Annotated in this window: 20 protein-coding genes and 1 pseudogene; 12 read left to right on the top strand and 9 right to left on the bottom strand. The window is 69.9% G+C overall.

Annotated features, from left to right (window positions below; translation table 11 throughout):
- Positions 1–19: 19 nt before the first annotated feature.
- Complete coding sequence (locus ACRQ5B_RS05790) at positions 20–313, bottom strand: DUF4287 domain-containing protein (protein WP_412884468.1); 294 nt, start codon at positions 311–313, stop codon at positions 20–22.
- Between the two features lie 218 nt (positions 314–531).
- On the opposite strand from ACRQ5B_RS05790, the gene ACRQ5B_RS05785 reads away from it, so the two are divergent.
- Positions 532–1,251 (top strand): VIT1/CCC1 transporter family protein, encoded by a 720-nt coding sequence (locus ACRQ5B_RS05785; RefSeq protein ID WP_432397832.1) that lies wholly within the window; start codon positions 532–534, stop codon positions 1,249–1,251.
- 62 nt (positions 1,252–1,313) lie between these two features.
- On the opposite strand, the gene ACRQ5B_RS05780 is transcribed toward ACRQ5B_RS05785, so the two are convergent.
- The 4 genes from ACRQ5B_RS05780 to ACRQ5B_RS05765 all read right to left on the bottom strand — a co-directional run bounded on the left by ACRQ5B_RS05780 (position 1,314) and on the right by ACRQ5B_RS05765 (position 4,106).
- Positions 1,314–1,703, bottom strand: a complete 390-nt coding sequence (locus tag ACRQ5B_RS05780; protein WP_432397829.1) for a DUF202 domain-containing protein — start codon at positions 1,701–1,703, stop codon at positions 1,314–1,316.
- Positions 1,700–2,071: a YidH family protein gene (locus ACRQ5B_RS05775; RefSeq protein WP_377971079.1), complete on the bottom strand. Its 372-nt coding sequence runs from the start codon at positions 2,069–2,071 to the stop codon at positions 1,700–1,702. The genes ACRQ5B_RS05780 and ACRQ5B_RS05775 overlap by 4 nt, the downstream gene beginning before the upstream one ends.
- A 130-nt stretch (positions 2,072–2,201) precedes the next feature.
- Entirely contained in the window at positions 2,202–2,351 is a 150-nt protein-coding gene (locus ACRQ5B_RS05770) for a lmo0937 family membrane protein (RefSeq protein WP_290257060.1), read from the bottom strand.
- A gap of 195 nt (positions 2,352–2,546) precedes the next feature.
- On the bottom strand, positions 2,547–4,106 hold the full coding sequence (locus ACRQ5B_RS05765) for a phospholipase D-like domain-containing protein (RefSeq protein WP_432397826.1): 1,560 nt from the start codon (positions 4,104–4,106) through the stop codon (positions 2,547–2,549).
- 160 nt (positions 4,107–4,266) lie between these two features.
- Between ACRQ5B_RS05765 and ACRQ5B_RS05760 the strand changes: the two genes are divergently transcribed.
- Complete coding sequence (locus ACRQ5B_RS05760) at positions 4,267–4,779, top strand: GNAT family N-acetyltransferase (RefSeq protein ID WP_432397823.1); 513 nt, start codon at positions 4,267–4,269, stop codon at positions 4,777–4,779.
- Between the two features lie 22 nt (positions 4,780–4,801).
- Positions 4,802–5,542, top strand: a complete 741-nt coding sequence (locus tag ACRQ5B_RS05755; RefSeq protein ID WP_432397821.1) for a Type 1 glutamine amidotransferase-like domain-containing protein — start codon at positions 4,802–4,804, stop codon at positions 5,540–5,542.
- Positions 5,543–5,557: 15 nt separating this feature from the next.
- Here the strand turns inward: ACRQ5B_RS05755 and ACRQ5B_RS05750 are convergent, their stop codons facing one another.
- A complete protein-coding gene (locus tag ACRQ5B_RS05750; RefSeq protein ID WP_432397818.1) occupies positions 5,558–6,664 on the bottom strand; it encodes a GTP pyrophosphokinase in 1,107 nt (368 codons plus the stop codon).
- A 219-nt stretch (positions 6,665–6,883) separates the two neighbouring features.
- On the opposite strand from ACRQ5B_RS05750, the gene ACRQ5B_RS05745 reads away from it, so the two are divergent.
- Positions 6,884–7,678, top strand: a complete 795-nt coding sequence (locus ACRQ5B_RS05745; protein ID WP_432398704.1) for an alpha/beta hydrolase — start codon at positions 6,884–6,886, stop codon at positions 7,676–7,678.
- A gap of 114 nt (positions 7,679–7,792) precedes the next feature.
- Positions 7,793–9,172: a Na+/H+ antiporter NhaA gene (gene nhaA / locus ACRQ5B_RS05740; RefSeq protein WP_412884474.1), complete on the top strand. Its 1,380-nt coding sequence runs from the start codon at positions 7,793–7,795 to the stop codon at positions 9,170–9,172.
- A 69-nt stretch (positions 9,173–9,241) separates the two neighbouring features.
- On the opposite strand, the gene ACRQ5B_RS05735 is transcribed toward nhaA, so the two are convergent.
- Positions 9,242–10,552 carry an MFS transporter gene (locus ACRQ5B_RS05735; protein ID WP_432397815.1) on the bottom strand — a complete coding sequence of 437 codons (1,311 nt, stop codon included), beginning with the start codon at positions 10,550–10,552 and terminating at the stop codon, positions 9,242–9,244.
- Positions 10,553–10,635: 83 nt separating this feature from the next.
- Between ACRQ5B_RS05735 and ACRQ5B_RS05730 the strand changes: the two genes are divergently transcribed.
- The 7 genes and pseudogenes from ACRQ5B_RS05730 (at position 10,636) to ACRQ5B_RS05700 (ending at position 17,218) form a co-directional block, all read left to right on the top strand.
- Positions 10,636–11,598 (top strand): carbohydrate kinase family protein, encoded by a 963-nt coding sequence (locus ACRQ5B_RS05730; RefSeq protein ID WP_432397812.1) that lies wholly within the window; start codon positions 10,636–10,638, stop codon positions 11,596–11,598.
- 35 nt (positions 11,599–11,633) lie between these two features.
- The gene (locus ACRQ5B_RS05725; protein ID WP_364137991.1) at positions 11,634–12,167 is read left to right on the top strand and encodes a YbhB/YbcL family Raf kinase inhibitor-like protein; all 534 of its coding nucleotides are present in this window, start codon (positions 11,634–11,636) and stop codon (positions 12,165–12,167) included.
- A 69-nt stretch (positions 12,168–12,236) separates the two neighbouring features.
- A pseudogene (locus ACRQ5B_RS05720) lies at positions 12,237–13,053 on the top strand (HAD family hydrolase).
- A 183-nt stretch (positions 13,054–13,236) separates the two neighbouring features.
- Positions 13,237–13,479 carry a hypothetical protein gene (locus ACRQ5B_RS05715; protein WP_432397809.1) on the top strand — a complete coding sequence of 81 codons (243 nt, stop codon included), beginning with the start codon at positions 13,237–13,239 and terminating at the stop codon, positions 13,477–13,479.
- Between the two features lie 26 nt (positions 13,480–13,505).
- Complete coding sequence (locus tag ACRQ5B_RS05710; RefSeq protein ID WP_412884480.1) at positions 13,506–14,306, top strand: glycerophosphodiester phosphodiesterase; 801 nt, start codon at positions 13,506–13,508, stop codon at positions 14,304–14,306.
- A 106-nt stretch (positions 14,307–14,412) separates the two neighbouring features.
- Positions 14,413–15,537, top strand: a complete 1,125-nt coding sequence (locus ACRQ5B_RS05705; RefSeq protein ID WP_412884481.1) for a glycerate kinase — start codon at positions 14,413–14,415, stop codon at positions 15,535–15,537.
- Between the two features lie 115 nt (positions 15,538–15,652).
- Positions 15,653–17,218, top strand: coding sequence for an MFS transporter (locus tag ACRQ5B_RS05700; protein ID WP_412884482.1), 1,566 nt, complete (start codon positions 15,653–15,655; stop codon positions 17,216–17,218).
- Positions 17,219–17,225: 7 nt separating this feature from the next.
- Here ACRQ5B_RS05700 and ACRQ5B_RS05695 read toward each other — a convergent pair whose 3' ends face one another.
- Both ACRQ5B_RS05695 and ACRQ5B_RS05690 read right to left on the bottom strand, forming a co-directional pair.
- Positions 17,226–17,888 carry a DUF6766 family protein gene (locus ACRQ5B_RS05695; protein WP_432397805.1) on the bottom strand — a complete coding sequence of 221 codons (663 nt, stop codon included), beginning with the start codon at positions 17,886–17,888 and terminating at the stop codon, positions 17,226–17,228.
- Positions 17,881–18,423, bottom strand: a complete 543-nt coding sequence (locus ACRQ5B_RS05690; RefSeq protein ID WP_412884484.1) for a DUF6328 family protein — start codon at positions 18,421–18,423, stop codon at positions 17,881–17,883. Before ACRQ5B_RS05690 ends, ACRQ5B_RS05695 begins: the two co-directional genes overlap by 8 nt.
- Positions 18,424–18,429: the final 6 nt, after the last annotated feature.

Here is an 18,429-nt window from a genome sequence, read left to right as displayed (position 1 = left end):
TCGACGGCGTGCCCCGGGACTAAGTTCTGGGCTTCGAGTCCTTGCCGTCGAGCCAGAGCGTGTCGGTGGCGTCGCTGTGCGCGCCGGTGGTTCCGACGTGCTTGGCGCTGATGCCCGGGCCGTGTTTGAACACGTGCACCAGGGCCATCCCGTGGCCGCGGCCCAGCCCGTAGTCGGCCTTGAGCCAGTCGAGGATCTCCCCGGCCTTCACGGAACTGCCCGTCATGCCCTTGTCGCGGGCGGCATCGAGGAACTCCCTGGGGGTGAGTCCGGTTTTCGCCTCGATGGAGTCAAGGTAGGCCTGAAATGACATCGAAGTCCCTTCGTTGGACCGTCTTTTGAGCGTTTGGGGGCCACTCTAGGCACGGGTCCGTGGCTGCGCCAGAGCCGGAAGGGCCCCTCTGTGTGGCCTTCCGAAGGGTCTCAAGCGGGTCTCGGCGGGTCCGACGGCGGGTCCGACGGCGTGCGTCCCTCCCCGCCCGCCGGCGGCCCACCGTGGCGCGGCCCGCCGCCGGGTGTTTTACTAAGGCCATGACTGACGCCGCGCTGCACGCCAATGAACCGCACGACGAGAGCATTGCCGCGAGGCTGAACTGGCTGCGGGCCGGCGTCCTCGGCGCGAATGACGGCATCGTTTCCGTCGCCGCGACCGTGGTGGGCGTGGCCGGTGTGACGAACGATGTCACCCCCATCCTCGTGGCCGGCGCGGCCGCCGTCGTCGGTGGCGCCGTATCTATGGCTCTTGGGGAATATGTCTCCGTCAGCAGCCAGAGCGACAGCCAGCGTGCCCTGATTGAGAAGGAACGCCGCGAATTGGCGGAGGATCCCGAGGGCGAACTGGCGGAGCTCGCCGCGATCTACCAGGCCAAGGGACTCTCGGAGGCCACGGCCCAGACGGTGGCCCGGGAATTGACCGACCACGACGTGCTGGGTGCGCACCTCGAGGCTGAGTTGAAGATCGACGAGCACGAAGTGGTCAGCGCCTGGCACGCCGCCATGGCCTCGGCCATCGCCTTCACCGTTGGCGCGATCCTTCCGTTCCTGACCATCATCCTGACTCCCGCGGAGGTGCGCATTCCGCTGACCTTCGTCGCCGTCGTCATCGCCCTGGCCATCACGGGCACGATCAGCGCCAGGATCGGCGGCAGCTCCAAGCGGAAGGCCACCCTGCGCCTGGTGATCGGCGGTGCGCTGGCCATGGCGTTCACCTACGCCGTCGGCCTGCTGCTCGGCACCACCGGCATCGCGTAAGGCTCCTGCCGGCGGTCAATGACAGCGGGCGCCGTCGTCGTGAACCGATCCCTTGCGTGGGGTCAGCGGGAAAGGACGAGGCTGGCGGCCACCGCCGCGGCGAGCAGGAGGACCGCACCGGCGGCCGTCCGAAGCAACGCGGCGGAGGGGGCGTCGGTGTCGCGCCGCAGGACCCGGGCCCGGACAATCACGCAGCCCGCGATCAGCACCGTTGCCGCCGCGGCAGCCGCGGCGGCGATTCCGAGGCCCAGCGCGTAGCCGCCGGGTCCGCCCTGTTCGGGGGAGTGTTCCTGGCTGTGTTCCAACCCAAGGTGCGTGAGCCAGGAGCGCCAGATGAAGAAGTCCGCCACCAGGAGCGCCAGTAAGGTCCGCCGCCATGCCAGCGAGGTCCGCTCCGGTTGAAGGCCGGGATCCCGGCCCTGGACCGCTCCGCCGTCGGCCGCGGCGCTCATCGGCCCAGCAGTATCAGGACGGCGAAGACGACGGCGGCCGCGGCGATGACTCCGGTCATCGCCACCAGCAGCCAGGCGTGCGGGAGTTCGCGGTTGTTCCGCATGGCCTGTTCCTGGAGGGCCCAGCGGCGGTAGGCCTCGACGGCCAGCAGGGCGCCGATGACCGAGAGGACCAGGCACAGCACTACCCGCACCGGCTGGGGCGCGATCTGCGGCGTGAGCTGGTCGATGGCGATAGCCCCCGCGAGGATGGCCATCGCGGTGCGGATCCAGGCCAGGAAGGTTCGTTCGTTGGCCAGGGAGAAGCGGTAGTCGGGCATCTGCCCCTCCCGACGCCAGCCGGGTTCGCGGGACAGGATCTTCTTCACGGGACTCCCTTCCCCGGCCCGAGGGCCGGCGGCAGCCCGGGTGGCCACCGGATCTAGGCTAGCCCGGACATGGCAATGGCGGGGGAGCCGACCAGGTCAGCACCCCCGCCATTGCCGGGTTCCGCGGTACTTAGACGCGCGAGGATCGACCACGGACGAAGTGGAAGATCAGGACGATGACGGCGACGACGAGCAGCAGGTGGATGAACCCGCCGCCGATGCTGCCGAGCAGGCCGAGCAGCCAGAGAACGGCCAGGATAATCGCGATCCAAAGCAACATGATGACTCCTTGATGACTCTTTGGGTGAAGATATGGATGGTTCTTGGTGAGTCCCGGCCCGAGGGCCGCTTCAGGGGAAATAGTAAGGGTGCTTGCGATCTTTTGCCAAGCGGCGCGCCGAAAACGCTTCCAGCAAAGACCAGCAGGTCAGGGTCGGTTCAGTCCGTGCAGCCGTTGACAGGCCGGAGCCTGTCCCTAGAACTGAGTGGTTCCCCGCAGCCGTCGGGGCCGGCCATCCGGGTCGACGATGAGCCGGTAGAGGGGCTCCGCCCAGAGCCGCTGCAGCCGGGTCACGGTCTCGACGGTGTGGCGGCGTACCTGGCCCGCGGGTCGGGGCCCCGTGCGGCCGCCGTCGTGCCAGTGCTGCAGGGCGGCGGCCGTCCCTTTCCAGAGGTCTCCCCAGGAATCGGCGTCGTCCATCCGGGGGTCGGCCGGGTCCAGGCCCAGGTGCTCGGCCCAGAGTTCGCGCCGGAGCTGCCGGGCCAAAGCCGGGGCCACGACGGCGCAGGTCAATTCGCTGTCCGTGGTCCAGGACCGGAGGTTGAAGTTGTCCGAGCCGCACGTGAACCAGGTGTCGTCGATGATGCAGACCTTGGCGTGGACGTACACCGGGGTTCCGGCGGCGTTTTCCAGGTCGAACACGGACACCCGGTCCGGGGCGGCCCGGTGCAGCCGGTGCAGGGCCTGGAGCTGGCCCAGCCGTCGCGGCGGACCGCCGAGGCGGCCGTCCGAGTCCGGGTAGCGCGGCACGACGGCGATCACCCGAAGGTCGGGATTGTGTTCCAGGGCGTCGGCGATCCCGTCCGCCACCTCGAGGGACCACAGATACTGGTCCTCGATGTAGATCAGCGACCTCGCGCGGCCGAACGCCTTGGCGTAGGCACGGGCGATGCTGCGTTCGCCGTCGGGCGCAAACGGGAAGGGCGGCCGCTTCACCCCGTAGGTGCGCAGCACCTGGACCGCGTGGCTGCCCGCCGGCGGGGGCGGCGGGGCGGTCTCCGGCAGCGGTTCCGGATGCCGCGGCATCCGGGCCAGGCGCTGCAGCAGCATCCGGTAGGGGGTCTTGCGGTCCAGGGGGTGGGGATCGTTCCAGCGTTCGGCGAAGACGGCCAGCACGTCCGCCACGATGGGCCCGCGCAGTTCCAGGGCGGCGTCATGCCACGGCGGGCGCTCACCGTAGCGCGGGTCCATCTCCACGGCCTGCGGATCCCCGGCGTGGTTTGCGTCGTCCCTGCGGCTGTGCGACAGGTCCAGGCCGCCGACGAACGCCACGTCCCGGGCAGGATCGTCCCGGCGCCGGATCACCACCAGTTTCTGGTGGTGGGAGCCAAACATCCGCACCCGCTGGTCGAGCAGGACTTCGCCGCCGGTGTCGTTGATCTCGCGGCCCAGCAGCTCGTTGGAGCGGCCGCTGATCGGTGCGGAAATGCGCTCACCGTGGGAACGCCACACCAGGCCGCGGACCTCGACGCCGGAGCGCGCCAGGGAAGCCAGCAGGTCGCCGATGGTGGGGCCGTCGGGCACCAGGCGCTCGTCGGCGTCGCCGCGCCAGTCCGTGAACCAGACGCGGTCGCCGGCGGTCAGCGAGGACAGTTCCTCGTGCAGGCGGGCGAAGTAGGTGACCCCGTGGACCAGGGGCCGGACCAGGTTCCCCTCAGACCAGGCGGGACCTCCGTTCCGGCCGTCCTGCACCTCGCTGGCGGGATTACCCCGCTCCGGGCCGCTGAGGAACCATGCACCGGCGTCGCTGTCCATCCAGACCTTCTTTCGGCTGTGGGGGCGGCCGGGACGCTGCCGCCTGCCTCCAAAGGTAGCCGCTGGCCCGCCCGGCCGGCTTCGAGCGGGCGCGTCCGGGCGGCGTGGTTCCGTGCCTCAGGTCCGGCAAGGTTTCGGGGCCAGGTCATAGGATGTGGCCGTGAAGCCGCTGATCCGACCCGCCATGGAGGCCGATTTCGAGGCCCTCGAGCGGATCGAGAACGCCGCTGACCGCCTCCTGACCGACTGGTTGAACGCAGAGCCCTGGGATCCGGCACCGACGGGCGCGGAGCGGGCGGCGGAGCCGGGATTCCTCCTCGTTTCGGAATCCCCGGAGGGCGGCGCCGCCGGATTCGTCCATGTCATCGAACGGGACGGTGCTGCGCACCTTGAGCAGGTGTCCGTCCTTCCGGAGTATGGCCGTCGGGGTATGGGAACGGCCCTGGTGCTGGCCGCGAAAGACGCGGCGGCCAGGGGCTATCCCGAGCTGACGCTGCGGACCTTCGTCGACGTGCCGTGGAATGCACCGTTCTACGCCCGGCTCGGGTTTGTCCCCACGGTGCCCACGACGTCGTTCCAGCGCCTGCTCCTGGAAACGGAAGGGCGCCTGGGCCTGGACGGCTACGGGGCCCGGCAGCAGATGACGGCTAGTCTCGAAGCACACCGCCCCTGACCCCGCCGGAGGAACCCGCACCATGACCGCCGACAGTCCCACCATCCTCGCAACCTCCGGCGGCCTGCGCCCCGGCACCCGGACCCGCCTCGAGTTCAACAAACTGGTGCATCACGCCGTCGACCTGTCCGGTGTCTCCGGGCGCGCGCCGCGCATCAGCCATGTCGGCACGGCCAGCGGCGACCAGCGCTGGTTCAACCACGAACTCAGCGAGGCCGGCAGGGTGGCCGGGTTCGGCCTCAGCCACCTGAACCTCTTCACCATGCCGAACGTCGGGAACATCGAGGAATACCTGCTGGGCCAGGACGTCGTCTGGGTCAACGGCGGCTCCGTGGTCAACCTCCTGGCGGTCTGGCGCGCCCACGGCCTGGACGAAATCTTCCGCCGCGTCTGGGAGGCCGGCGTGGTCCTCGCCGGAGTCTCCGCCGGGTCCATCTGCTGGTTCAAGGGCGGCACCACCGACTCGTTCGGCCCCGAACTCCGGGCCGTGGGCAACGGGCTGGCGCTGCTGCCCTACGACAACGGCGTCCATTACGATTCCGAGGCCGCGCGCCGTCCCACGGTGCACCGGCTGGTGGCCGACGGCACGTTGGGGGAGACGCACTGCACCGACGACGGCGTGGGCCTGGTCTACCGCGGTACCGACCTCGCCAACGTGGTCACCGAAGCCCCCGGCAAGGCGGCCTACCGGGTGCGGCTCCAGCGGCCCGGAACATCAGAGGCAGCCGTCGTCGAGGAACGGCTGGAACCCACGGCGCTCTAAACCGGGTCCCGGAACCTACCCCTTGGTGAGCCGGTAGCGTTCGATCTGCTTCAGGCGGCGCAGCAGGCTGTCGCGGCGGGGGTGCGGCACGGCGTCGGCGGGCTCGGCCGTGAGGTCGATGTGCGCGTGCCCGTACTCCCAGAGCAGCAGGTCATCGAGCAGCCGGTCCGGCCCGGGCGAGTAGCGGTGGTCCAGGGCCTTGCGGACCTCGGTGATGCGGGAAGCGCTCAGCAGCCCCGCGAGCTCCACGGTCTGGTTCAGCCCGTGGGCCGCCATCAGCTCCGCGGCCCAGCCCCAGTCGTCGTCGACCTTCCGGTCAACGTGCGGCAGCAGGGTCCGCCAGACGTCGCGGATCCGGTTCGGCGTCAGCTGCGCGGCGCCCTCGCCCTCCATGTCCCAGTAGCTGCGGACCTCTTCGTAGCGTTCGTGCAGGTCCGCGAAGGCGCTTTCCACCGTCTCGAGCATCGCGGCGGTGGCGGTGAACTGCCGGTCGAACTGCGGGGTCCAGGCGCGCGGGTCCTCGGCCTTGAAGCGGATGTCATGCTCGATCTCGCTCCAGGCGTGGGCGAAGACCGTCCGGATCTGGCATTCGAAGAAGTAGCTGCCGTTGGGCTGGGCTTCCGGGTTGAAGACCTGCTGATACTCCTTGACCGCCTCATTCTGGATGCTGCGCAGGATCAGGTGCCGGCTGGAGTACCCGTAGGTCCCGGACTCGATCGAGCCGATGTCCTTTTCCCGGTCACCGCGGCAGTCGAAGAGTTGCCGCTGCCGCTTGATCAGGTTGGCCACGACGGCGTTTTCCGCCGGAAGCTTGGTGATCACCCGGATTCCCACCATGTCATTGAGCGTCCGGAACGGGTCCGGGAACTTCAGCACCGGCGGCGCCCCGGGTTCCACCGGTTCCTCCACCCGGGAGATCTTCTCGCGGAAGGATTCCACCGTCTTGGTCCGTCCGGTGACGAACAGCGGGGTCACCTCGGTGCCCTTCAGCATGGTGCGCAGCGTCAGCAGCACGTCCCGGGTCACGAGTTTCAGGGCAGGGCGGACCCGCTCGTAGAGCTCCACGTTTTCCTGCACCGATTCGCGCAGTGCAGGGTCCAGACGGTCCCAGTTGCTTGCCATGCGCCCCAGCATACGGTGCGGCACCGACAGTGTGCCCGGGCCCCGCCGCCGTCCGGTTCCCCCGCGGACGTCCGCCCGGGCCTCCGCCGTACGGCCTCAGGCCCACGGTAGGCTCTGGGCATGGCTGATCTGCGGCGTCGGGTGTTGCTCGGTGCTGCGGCTACGGCGGCTCTGGGGGCCGCCGCCGTGGCATGCTCACCCGGCCCCCCGGAGGACACCGTGAAGCGGCAGAAGTATCACTACGGGGACGACCCCAGCCAGTGGGCCGAGTTGTTCCTGCCCGGCGGCACCGAAACCAGGGGCGTGGCGGTGGTCATTCACGGCGGCTACTGGCGTTCCCAGTACGGGGCCGAACTGGGCGAGCCGCTGGCCAAGGACCTCGCGAGCCACGGAATGGCTGCCTGGAACCTCGAGTACCGCCGGGCCGGCAACGGCGGCGGCTGGCCGCAGACCTTCGCGGACGTCCTGAACGGCATCGACAAGCTCCGGGATGCCGCCGGCGAGCACGGCCTTGGCCTGGACCGCGTGGTGGCGCTGGGCCACTCAGCGGGCGGCCACCTGGCGGTCTGGGCCGCGGGGCGGAGCCGGCTGGGCGCGCTGGGACTTCCTGACGCGGACCGGCAACTGCAACGCAACGACGACGGCGCGGCGGTGCACCTGACGGGCGTGGTGAGCCAGTCCGGGCTGCTGAACCTGGCCGAGGCGGAGCGGCTGGACCTCAGCAACGGGGCCGTCAGCAACTTCCTGGGCGGCTCCTCGGAAAGATACCCCAAACGGCATAAGTATGCGGACCCCATGACCGCGGTGCCCCTCAACGTGCCCGTCGTCGCGCTCCACACCACGGAGGATGACACCGTGCCGATCAGCCAGTCCGAGACCTATGCCTCCGCCGCCCGCGCCGCCGGAGCCGCGGTGCAGCTGGTCAAGGTCCCCGGCGACCACTTCGCCCTCATCGACACAAAGGCGCCGGCCTACCGGAAGTCGCGGGAGATGGTCCAGCAACTGCTCGCCTGACCCGGCGGCCGGACCGGCCCACGTGCAGCCGGGCCTATCGCCTAGACTGGAGTCAGGTGCGCCGGGAAGTCTGGTCGGCATAATTTCGTCGACCCCACCGTGAGGACTTCCCAGATGAGCCAGACACCCACGACCCCTTCCCCGCAGCCGCCGGGCCAGAAGACGGCTTCGACCCGTCCCGCCCTGTTCAGCCGCGGCAGCTACGCCGAATCACTGCGCATCGGCGAGATCCTCCGCAAGGAAACCGTTGGTGGCGCGCTGCTGGTGGCCGCCGCCGTCGTCGCCCTGATCTGGGCAAACTCCCCGGCCTCGGGGAGCTACTTTGCGCTTCGCGACCTGACCATCGGCTACGAACCCTGGCATCTGAACCTCAGCCTCGGCGCCTGGGCCGCGGACGGCCTGCTGGCGATCTTCTTCTTCCTGGTGGGCCTCGAACTCAAGCGCGAATTCATCGCCGGCGACCTCCGGCAACTGAGCAAATCGATCGTCCCCGTGGCTGCCGCGGCCGGCGGTGTCCTGGTGCCGGCGGTGCTGTACGTGCTGGTGAACCTGGGCAACGCCGAAACGCTCCGCGGCTGGGCCATTCCCACCGCCACGGACATCGCGTTCGCCGTCGCCGTCCTGGCCATCATCGGCTCGCACCTGCCCAGTGCCCTGCGGATCTTCCTGCTCACCCTCGCGGTGGTGGACGACCTGATCGCCATCACCATCATCGCGGTGTTCTATTCCGGGGAGCTGCACGTGCTGCCCCTGCTGCTGGCTCTCGTACCGCTGGGGCTCTACACGTTCCTGGCCCACCGGTACCGGCGGTTCTTCGGCCTCAAGGCTCCCGCCGCCTGGCTGATCCTGCTGCCTCTGGGCGTCATCACCTGGGCCCTGGTTCACGCCTCCGGAATCCATGCCACGGTGGCCGGCGTGCTCTTGGGCTTTGCCATCCCGGTGATCCGTTCGCAGGCCAGCGGCGGCCCCGAGGCCGGGCCCGGACTCTCGGAGATCTTCGAGCACCGCTTCCGGCCCATCTCGGCCGGCGTGGCCGTACCGGTCTTCGCGTTCTTCTCCGCGGGGGTGGCGGTCGGCGGCTGGGAGGGCCTGGGCTCGGCGCTTTCCGATCCGGTGGCTCTGGGCATCATCGTGGCGCTGGTCCTCGGAAAGCCGATCGGCATCCTGGCGACCACGTGGCTGCTGACCAAACTGACCCGCGCCCGGCTGGACGGCTCGCTGCGCTGGATCGATATCACCGGGGTGTCCATCCTCGCCGGCATCGGCTTCACCGTCTCGCTGCTGGTGGCAGAGCTGAGCTTCGGCCAGGGCAGCCCCCACGACGACCACGCGAAGGTCGGCATCCTGGCGGCGTCCTTCATCGCGGCCCTGCTCGCCAGCGCGGTGCTCACCACCCGGAACCGGCAGTACCGGATCGCGGAGGAAGAGGAGCGCCGGGATTCGGACCAGGACGGCATCCCGGACGTCTACCAGCAGGACGCTGCAGGTTCCTGACGACGGCGGGTTCCTAACGACTTCGGCCGCTGCGATGGTCCGCCGACGGCGGTGCCCCCTTGTGGGCGTTTAGCGCCGGTGGTCCGTCCCCCGCATCCGCAGGGCCACCACCACGCCGGACGCCGCGGTGAGGGCGGCCACCACCATGATCGCCGGCGGAATCCCGTAGGCGTCCGCAAGGACGCCGGACAGCAGCGCACCTACGGCGAAGCCGCCGTCGCGCCAGAGCCGGTAGACGCCCACGGACCGTGCCCGCCAGCCCGGATGGGCGACGTCGCCGATCGCTGCCAGCAGCGTGGGGTAGACCATGGCCGTCCCGATGCCCATCAGCACGGCGGCGCCCAACCAGGGGCCGAACCCGTGCCCCGCCGCGACCATCACCAGTCCCGCCGCCTGCACGCCCATCCCGCCGGCGATCAGCCATTTCCGGCCGAGGCGGTCGGACGCCGCCCCGGTGACCAGCTGCACCGCGCCCCAGACTGCCGGGTACACGGCGGCCAGGATTCCCACCTGCTCCAGCGGCAGGCCGGCGCTGGTGAACAGCACCGGAAACAGTCCCCAGGCGAGGCCGTCGTTGAGGTTGTTCACCATGCCGGCCTGGCTCACGGCGGAGAGGGAGCGGTCCCGGAAACTGGTGAGCGTGAAGACCTCGCGGCTGCTGAGTCCGCCTGAAACAGCGCCCGCAGCCGGACCCGCCGCCGCACCTGCCACGGATCCGGCGCGGGAGGCCGCCTCGGCCTTGGCGTGGTGGTGGGTCTCGCGGACGGTGAGCACGGACAGGCCCAGCCCCACGGCGATGAACGCGGCGCCCAGCAGGAACGGTGCCGGCCGCAGGCCGTAGGTGGCCGCGAGATAGCCGGTGAAGAGCGCGGTGCCGGCCACGCCCAGGTAGCCTGCCGCCTCGTTGAAGCCCATGGCCAGGCCCCGGCGGTGCGGCCCCACCAGGTCCATCTTCATCACCACGGTGGTGGACCAGGTCAGCCCCTGGCTCACGCCCAGCACCACGTTGGCGGCGACGATCCATGCCCAGCTGGACCCGAAGATCAGCAGCAGCGGCACCGGGAGAGCGATCAGCCAGCCGGTCACCAGTACCGGCTTGCGGCCGAACCGGTCCGAGAGTGTTCCGGCGGCGTAGTTCGTGGCCGCCTTGGCCAGCCCGAAGGCCAGGATGTACGTCAGGGCGGCGCTGTAGGAGTCCAGGTGGAACACCTCGCCGGCCAGCAGCGGCAGCACGGTGCGTTCCTGGCCCAGGGTTCCACCCACCAGCGCGTTGACCGCCACCAGCAGCAGGAACTGCGGGAGGTTGCTGCGCAGGCCAAGGACGACGGCGGAACCGATGGCATCGCGGCGTGTGGCATGGCTGGGGGCGGGAGTCGACATGCCTCAATGATATACCCCTGGGGGTATTTCTAGAAAGTGGCCCGGGAGCGGCGCCATACCGGATTCTCTGGCAGAGTATGACCATGCTCACAGTCATTGGCGAGGCCTTGGTAGATGTCGTCCAGCGGTCCTCCGGCACCCAGGCCCACGTCGGCGGCAGCCCCCTGAACGTCGCCATCGGTTTGGCCCGGCTGGACCACCCGGTCCAGTTCATCGGCCGCTACGGCCGGGACGAATACGGCGAAGCGGTGGCAGCGCACCTCAGATCCGGGTCCGTGCTGCTGCCCCTCGGCCCCGATGACCTGCCCACCTCCGTGGCGACGGCGCTGATCGACGACGCCGGGGCGGCCAGCTACACCTTCGACCTCGCCTGGCAGCTGCCCGACCTGACCGAGCGGCTGCCGCTTATGCTGCAGGCCACCACCCTGCTGCACACCGGCTCCATCGCCACCATGCTGGCGCCCGGCGCCGCCGCCGTGTTCGCCGCCGTCGAGCGCGCCCACCCCTCCGCCACGATCGGCTTCGATCCCAACTGCCGCCCGAGCATCATCACCGACGCCGACTACGCCCGGCACCAGGCCGAAAAGTTCGTCGCCCTCGCCGACGTCGTCAAGGCCTCGGACGAGGACCTCGAATGGCTCTACCCCGGCGTGGATCCGCTGGATTCGGCCCGGCGCTGGCTCTCGCTGGGCGGCTCCGAAGGCCCCGCGCTGGTGGTGGTCACCCGCGGCGCGGACGGCCCCTGGGGCGTCAACGCCGACGGCGAAGCGCAGGCGCCGGCGCCCCGGGTCAAGGTGGCGGACACCGTGGGCGCGGGGGATTCCTTCATGGCGGCGCTGCTGTCCGGCATCGTGGACCGCGGCCTGGACGGCGCGCAGAACCGCGGCGAGCTGCGCTCCCTCTCCGCCGGCAGCCTGCGCGAGCTCCTGGTGCACGCCGCGGCGGCCGCCGCCGTCACCGTCTCCCGGGCCGGCGCCAACCCGCCCGGCCGCGCGGAACTCTCCGCCATGGAACTTGGTAGCGTGAACACCAGCACGGCCCCGTAAGCTCCCGACCTCCGCGTTAGACCTGAAAGGCAGCCATGACCTCCCACGACCCCTATGCCCCGCTCCCGGACGTTCCCGCCTTCGACCTCCGCAGTGAATCCTTCGCCGACGGGGAAACCCTCCCGCCGCCGCAGCGCAGCGGGCTCATGGGCGCCGGCGGCGAGGACGAATCCCCGCAGTTGAGCTGGAGCGGCGCCCCGGAAGGCACCAAGAGCTACGCCGTCACCGTTTACGACCCGGACGCGCCGACGGCCAGCGGCTTCTGGCACTGGGCCGTCCTGAACATCCCCGCGGACGTCACCTCGCTGCCGGCCGGCGCAGGCTCCAAGGACGGCGCCCACCTGCCCGAGGGTGCCCTGCAGCTGAAGAACGACGCCGGATTCGCCGGCTTCGTGGGAGCGGCGCCGCCCAAGGGCCACGGCCCCCACCGCTACCTCGTGGTGGTGCACGCCGTCGACGTCGAACACCTCGACGTCGACGCGGATGGCAGCCCCGCGTTCCTCGGCTTCAACCTTTTCAGCCACAGCATCGGGCGGGCCCGGCTGACCGGCATCTACGAACAGCACTGAGAAGTTTCTAACAGCACTGACCGTCGGCGTCCCGGGCCACCGCCCGGGACGCCGACGTAGACTGGCAGCATGCGGCTGGTAGCGAGCGATATCGACGGAACGATCCTGGGACATGACGGCAGGATCAGCGAACGGACCGTCCGCGCCTTCCACGCCTGCCGCGACGCCGGCGTGGAGCTGGTGTTCGTCACCGGCCGGCCGCCGCGCTGGCTGCACCCCTCCGGGACCAGCTGGGCCACACCGGAACCGTGATCTGCTCCAACGGGGCCGTGGTCTGGGACCTGGAATCCGACCGGGTGGTGTCCTCCCGCGCCCTGGCCCTCGAATCGGTCTTCGAAGCCCGGCGGATCATCCAGGGCATTCGGCCGGACGCGCTGTTCGCCGCCGAAACCCTCGACGGCTTCCACCTGGAACCGCACTTCCTGGGCGGCAACTCGGCAGGCCTGCTCGACGAGGTCACCCCGCCCCGCTGCACGAGACGCTCCGTCCCGGCGATTCCGTCGTGAAGCTGATGGCGATCATCCGGGAAGGCACCGCGGACGAGTTCCTCGCGGATGTCTCGCCCGCCGTCGCCCACCTGGCCGCCGCCACCCACTCCGCCCCCAACATGGCCCTCCTGGAGCTCTCCCTCCCGGGCGTGAACAAGGCCGTGACCCTCGCCGAGTATGCCCGCGCCCTGGGCCTCGGCGCCGAGGACGTGGTGGCGTTCGGCGACATGCCCAACGACATCGAGATGCTGCGCTGGGCCGGCCACGGCTACGCCCTGGCCAGCGGCCACCCGGACGCCATCCGCGCCGCCGCGCACACGGCCCCGCACTTCGACGACGACGGCGTGGCCCAGATCCTGGAGGCACGGCTCGCCGACCTCGGCGTCCGCCAGCCCTGACCCTCACCCCGCGGCCCTGACCCGCCGTCATTCCGTCGCGCGGCGCTGACCCGCCGCGCCGCCCGTACGGCAGTCCCGCCCGCGCCGCGGACATGTGATTCCCAGCTTGCGGCCAACTGCCGTTCACCTTGGCCTCTTACGCTCGAGTCACGGAACGGATCGGATGACTGAGGGCGGGCAATCATGGCCAGGAACGTGAAGCGACATATTGACGACCAGCCGCTGCGGCGGGTCACTCCGGACGCCCACTGGCAGAGCCTGCGCCAGGGTGACCGGGTCCGGGTGCGGATGTCCCCGGGCTACGAGGCGGCCGGATTCGTGGACGCGCTCACCGTGGACCACACCACCGTCTGGGTGGACCTCGACGGCGGCGGACGCACCCTGCTGCACTGCAGCGACGGCGTCGAAATCCTGCCCCACGGCTAGGACCGCGGCTCCGGTACGCTGACCGGATGAGCGCAGAGCACCCCTTCCTCGCCCGCGACGGCGGCCCAGCCACTCCCGTGGCCATCGCCCACCGCGGGTTCTCGCCGGAAGGTGCGGAAAACTCGATGGCCGCGTTCCGCGCCGCCGTCGGCCTGGGCTACCGGTACCTGGAAACCGACGTGCACACCACCGCCGACGGCGTGCTGCTGCTCTTCCATGACGAGACCCTGGACCGGGTCACCGACGGGGCCGGGCGCGTTTCCGAACTCTCCGCCGAGACGGTGGCCCGGGCGCGCATCGCCGGTACCGAGCCCATCCCGCAGCTCGCCGAACTCGTCGCTGAATTCCCCGACGCCAGGCTGAACCTGGACGTCAAGGACTGGAACTCGGTGGAAACCCTCGCCGCGGCGATCGAACGGCACGGGCTGCACGACCGGGTGCTGGTGGCCAGTTTCTCCGACCGCCGCCGCCGCGCGGTGCTGCGCCGCCTGAGCCGGCCGGCCGCCAGCTCCGCCGGCATGGCCTCCAACGCGCTCTTCGTGCTGCTGGGTCCGCTGCTCCCGACGCCGGTGATGCGGCGCGTGACGGCGCGGGCGCTGCGTGGGGTCGACGCCCTGCAGGTCCCGGTCCGGTTCGGCGCGGTTCCCGTGGTGACGGCGGGCTTCGTGCGGCGCGCCCACCGGCATGGCCTGCACGTCCACGTCTGGACCATCAATGAGGAGGCGGAGATGCACCGGCTCCTCGACCTCGGCGTCGACGGCATCGTCACGGACCGGGCGGACCTGCTCAAGGCCGTGCTCCAAGACCGCGGCCAATGGCGGGACTGAGGGGGCGCCGCAGACCAGCGCTGACCTGACCCCCGCGACGCCGATGCACCGGCTCGCCGCTCCGGCCCTGCCCGTGGCTGTCTGCCCCGGCTGGCAGGATGGAGCCATGCGCATCCTGATTGCTCCGGACAAGTTCAAAGGCAGCCTCACCGCGGCCGAAGCCGCCGCCGCCATGGCCGAGGGGGCCCTCCGCGTCTATCCCGAGGCCTCCGTGCTGCAGCTGCCCGTCGCCGACGGCGGCGAGGGGACACTGGAGGCCGCGGTCAGCGCCGGCTACGAGGAGCGGCTGAACGCCGTCGTCGGGCCTATCCTGGCGCCGATCGGCGCGGCCTGGGCGCTCCGGAAGGATGCCTTCGGCGGGGCTACCGCCGTCATCGAGACGGCCCAAGCCTCCGGGCTCGCCCACATGGAACCGACGCCGGAGAATGCCCTGCGGGCGCACAGCTACGGTTCCGGGCAGCTGATCGCCGCCGCCCTCGACGCCGGCGCCACGGAGATCATCCTGGGCGTGGGCGGATCCGCCATGAGCGACGCGGGCAGCGGCGCCCTGCGCGCCCTGGGCCTCAAGCCGCTGGATGCCAACGGCAACGTCGTGCCCCTCGGCGGCGGCTCGCTTGCGGACGTTGTGGCCGTCGACGTCAGCGGACTGGACCCCCGGCTGTCGGCCGTGACGCTGCGCATCGCCGTCGACGTGCAAAACCCGCTCTTCGGCTCGGACGGTGCCGCGCACGTCTTCGGCCCGCAGAAGGGCGCCGACGAGGACGCCGTCGAACGGCTCGACGCGGGCCTGCGGAACTGGGCCTCGGTGCTTCGGCAGGCCACCGGCCGGGACGTGAACGTCCCCGGCGCTGGCGCGGCCGGCGGCTTCCCGGCGTCGTTCCTGGCCTTCAGTAACGCAGCGCTGGAAAGCGGTTTCCAGCTCGTGGCGGGCCTCACCGGCCTTGCCGACAAACTGCGCGGAGCGGACCTGGTGATCACGGGGGAGGGGTCCCTCGATGAGCAGTCGCTGACCGGCAAGGCCCCGGTGGCGCTGGCCGACGCCGCGCACGCGCTTGGCATCCCGGTGATCATGGTCGCCGGCCGGATTCTGGTCAGTCCGGAGGACCTGGAACGGCGCGGTGTGGTTGCCGCGGCGCAGCTCGTGGACTCGGCCCCGAGCCCCGAGGAGGCGCAGGCGAAGGCGGCCAAGTACCTCGCCTGGACCACCAGCCAGGTGCTCGAGGGTGCCTAAGCTGCGGGTGGGGACTCTGGTTTAGCGGCTCCCCGCTGAATAAGATTGCTGCATTGGGGGCCGTGACCCCCTGCCAGGGCCACGCGCAGACCGGTGGCCGTGACAGGAGATCCGCATGTCCATGAAGCGCAGCACCGCCCGCCGCCCCAAGCTCAGGGAACGGCGGCTCGAGGTCGAACACATCAATGTCGTGGACCGGCGTGTAATGCGCAAGGCCCTCGGCGGGACCATCGTCGGCAACACCATGGAATGGTACGACGTCGGCGTGTTCGGCTACCTGATCACCACCATGGGCCCGGTCTTCCTGCCTGAGGCGGACAAGACCGTCCAGAACCTGTTCCTGCTGGGAACCTTCGGCGCCACCTTTGTGGCCCGGCCCCTCGGCGGGGTGTTCTTCGGCTGGCTCGGTGACAAGATCGGCCGACAGCGGGTTCTCGCCATGACACTGATCATCATGGCCGCGTCCACCTTTGTGGTGGGCCTGCTGCCCGGATACGCCACTCTCGGAATCTGGGCGGCCGTGCTGCTGGTCGCCACCAAGCTGATCCAGGGCTTCTCCACCGGCGGCGAATACGCCGGCGCCACCACGTTCGTCAGCGAGCACGCCCCGGACGCCCGGCGCGGCTTCTTCGCCAGCTTCCTGGACCTCGGCAGCTACATGGGCTTCGCCATCGGCGCCGCCCTGGTCACGCTGTTGCAGGTCACCCTCGGCCAGGACACCATGCAGGCCTGGGGCTGGCGGCTGCCGTTCCTGATCGCCGGTCCGCTCGGCCTGATTGCCATCTACTTCCGGATGAAGATCGAGGAATCCCCGGCATTCCAGGCCAGCCTGGACGCCCAGGCCGGCGGCGAATCCGGTGAGTCCGCGGACGCGAAGGGCCCGGTGGCCATCTTCGCCTCGCACTGGCGCGGAATCCTGCTGGCGATGATCCTGGTGGCCGCCGCCAACACGGTGGGTTACGCGCTGACCTCTTACATGCCCACGTACCTGACCTCGAACAAGGGCTACGACGAACTCCACGGCACCCTGCTCACCATCCCCATCCTGGTCCTGATGTCCGCCGCGATCCCGCTGACGGGCAAGCTCTCGGACCGGATCGGCCGCCGTCCGGTGCTCTGGATCGGATCGCTGGGCACCGTGGTCCTGGCTCTCCCGGCGTTCCTGCTTATCGGCGTCGGAGCCATCTGGTCCACGCTGCTGGGGCTGGCGCTGATCGCCTTCCCGCTGACGTTCTACGTGGCCAACCTCGCCTCCACACTCCCGGCGCTGTTCCCGACGGAAAGCCGCTACGGCGCCATGGGCATCGCCTACAACTTCGCCGTCGCCATCTTCGGCGGCACCGCCCCGTTCATCATCGCGTCCCTCATCGCCGGGACGAACAACGAAATGATGCCGGCCTACTACCTTATGGCCACGTCCGCGATTGGCGCGATCGCCGTCTACTTCATCAAAGAAACCGCCGGCCGGCCGCTGATGGGCTCGATGCCGAGCGTCGACACGGTCGAGGAGGCCCACGAGCTTGTGGCGGGACAGGAGGAAAACGAACTGCTGGACCTCAACGAGATGCCATTCGACGAGACCTACCACCCGGCTGAGGGGGACCGGCCGGCGTCGGAGCAGAGCGCATCAGACCGGGAGGGCGACGCCGGGCGTGACAGCGTGTCGGAACGCAGGGACTAACGCGGGCTCAGGCGCCGGTTTCGTAGTGGGGCTCGGCGACAGGCTTCGACTCCGGTGAACCCTTCTCGCGGAGGTAGACCGATGCTCCCACCAGGACGGCGACCGCGAGGAACTCACTCTGCCAGTTCTGGAAGGATTCGAACCAGAAGCGGCTGGTCGCAAGGTAACCGAGCACGCTTACGGTCGGCTGGCCATGATCCATCTGCTCCTGGTTGTATTCGGCGCTGCCCCCGACGGCATGCAGCGCCACGGAGCCGAGAAACAGCACCAGGAACATGATCGAGAGCGAGTGTTCGTAGATCTTCAGGATCCAGCCCCCGTGCCGCACGGGCCACGGCGAGGATGACGTTACCCGCGCGGCACCCGGACCGTCGTCCTGCGGTGACTTCCTGCCCAACGGCTTCGATTCCGAGGACCCCCGCTGGAAGAGGAATACCGTCAGGAGGACGTACATCCCCATCTGCAGGAACTCGGATTCCCAGTTCTCGAACGTCGCCTCGAGGAAGGCCCCGGTGCCGAGATAGGCGCCGATACTTACGGCAGGGTGCCCGTGGGCAAGTTGGTCGTCGCTGTAGTCGGCGGCTCCGCTGATCACCATTCCCCCGAAAAACACAATGAACAGGCCAGCATTGGCCAACAGGAGTCCATGCTCCCGCATCCACTTAGTCATCGTTGCCTCCTCCGTTGCCTGAAGACGTGCTGGTATGCGAAGCGCGTTGCCCTTTGGCCCTCCGCCGTAGCCGGTCCGGCACCAGGACCAGGAGCACCAGCAGGACCGCCAGGAGCACCGCACCGGCCACAATCCCGGCGGTCCGGCCGATCGTGACATCGAAAACAAGGGCCGACGTCCCGACGCTGAGAAGGGCAACGGCGGCCAGGGCGGTCTTCGCGATCCGGTCCGCGCTGGAGACCAGAACCTCCTTCAGGCCCTGCCGGAACAGCCGGCGGTGAGCGCTGACCGGCAAGAGAATCAGGGCCGTGGTGAGCGCCGCGAGGACCACGTTGCAGAGATAAAGCCCGATTTCGAAGCTGTCCAGCTTCTCGAAGCGGCTCTGGAACGGCAGCGTCAGCAGGAAACCGGCAAGGATCTGCACGCCCGTCTGCAGCACCCGGAGTTCCTGCAGCAGTTCGCCCCAGTTGCGGTCCATCTTCTCGTCAAAGGTCTCACTCCGCCCGGCTTCCCGGGACTCATCGGTGCGCGCCATCGCTGC

This window comes from Pseudarthrobacter sp. L19 (assembly GCF_050859435.1).
Taxonomy (GTDB): domain Bacteria; phylum Actinomycetota; class Actinomycetes; order Actinomycetales; family Micrococcaceae; genus Arthrobacter.
This window is presented reverse-complemented; position numbering and strand designations above follow the sequence as displayed.

Excerpts from the sequence above, each read along its gene's own strand:
- ACRQ5B_RS05790 (WP_412884468.1), bottom strand. The coding sequence starts at position 313 with ATGTCATTTCAGGCCTACCTTGACTCCATCGAGGCGAAAACCGGACTC.
- ACRQ5B_RS05785 (WP_432397832.1), top strand. The coding sequence starts at position 532 with ATGACTGACGCCGCGCTGCACGCCAATGAACCGCACGACGAGAGCATT.
- ACRQ5B_RS05780 (WP_432397829.1), bottom strand. The coding sequence starts at position 1,703 with ATGAGCGCCGCGGCCGACGGCGGAGCGGTCCAGGGCCGGGATCCCGGC.
- ACRQ5B_RS05770 (WP_290257060.1), bottom strand. The coding sequence starts at position 2,351 with ATGTTGCTTTGGATCGCGATTATCCTGGCCGTTCTCTGGCTGCTCGGC.
- ACRQ5B_RS05765 (WP_432397826.1), bottom strand. The coding sequence starts at position 4,106 with ATGGACAGCGACGCCGGTGCATGGTTCCTCAGCGGCCCGGAGCGGGGT.
- ACRQ5B_RS05755 (WP_432397821.1), top strand. The coding sequence starts at position 4,802 with ATGACCGCCGACAGTCCCACCATCCTCGCAACCTCCGGCGGCCTGCGC.
- ACRQ5B_RS05750 (WP_432397818.1), bottom strand. The coding sequence starts at position 6,664 with ATGGCAAGCAACTGGGACCGTCTGGACCCTGCACTGCGCGAATCGGTG.
- nhaA (WP_412884474.1), top strand. The coding sequence starts at position 7,793 with ATGAGCCAGACACCCACGACCCCTTCCCCGCAGCCGCCGGGCCAGAAG.
- ACRQ5B_RS05735 (WP_432397815.1), bottom strand. The coding sequence starts at position 10,552 with ATGTCGACTCCCGCCCCCAGCCATGCCACACGCCGCGATGCCATCGGT.
- ACRQ5B_RS05730 (WP_432397812.1), top strand. The coding sequence starts at position 10,636 with ATGCTCACAGTCATTGGCGAGGCCTTGGTAGATGTCGTCCAGCGGTCC.
- ACRQ5B_RS05725 (WP_364137991.1), top strand. The coding sequence starts at position 11,634 with ATGACCTCCCACGACCCCTATGCCCCGCTCCCGGACGTTCCCGCCTTC.
- ACRQ5B_RS05715 (WP_432397809.1), top strand. The coding sequence starts at position 13,237 with ATGGCCAGGAACGTGAAGCGACATATTGACGACCAGCCGCTGCGGCGG.
- ACRQ5B_RS05710 (WP_412884480.1), top strand. The coding sequence starts at position 13,506 with ATGAGCGCAGAGCACCCCTTCCTCGCCCGCGACGGCGGCCCAGCCACT.
- ACRQ5B_RS05705 (WP_412884481.1), top strand. The coding sequence starts at position 14,413 with ATGCGCATCCTGATTGCTCCGGACAAGTTCAAAGGCAGCCTCACCGCG.
- ACRQ5B_RS05700 (WP_412884482.1), top strand. The coding sequence starts at position 15,653 with ATGTCCATGAAGCGCAGCACCGCCCGCCGCCCCAAGCTCAGGGAACGG.
- ACRQ5B_RS05695 (WP_432397805.1), bottom strand. The coding sequence starts at position 17,888 with ATGACTAAGTGGATGCGGGAGCATGGACTCCTGTTGGCCAATGCTGGC.
- ACRQ5B_RS05690 (WP_412884484.1), bottom strand. The coding sequence starts at position 18,423 with ATGGCGCGCACCGATGAGTCCCGGGAAGCCGGGCGGAGTGAGACCTTT.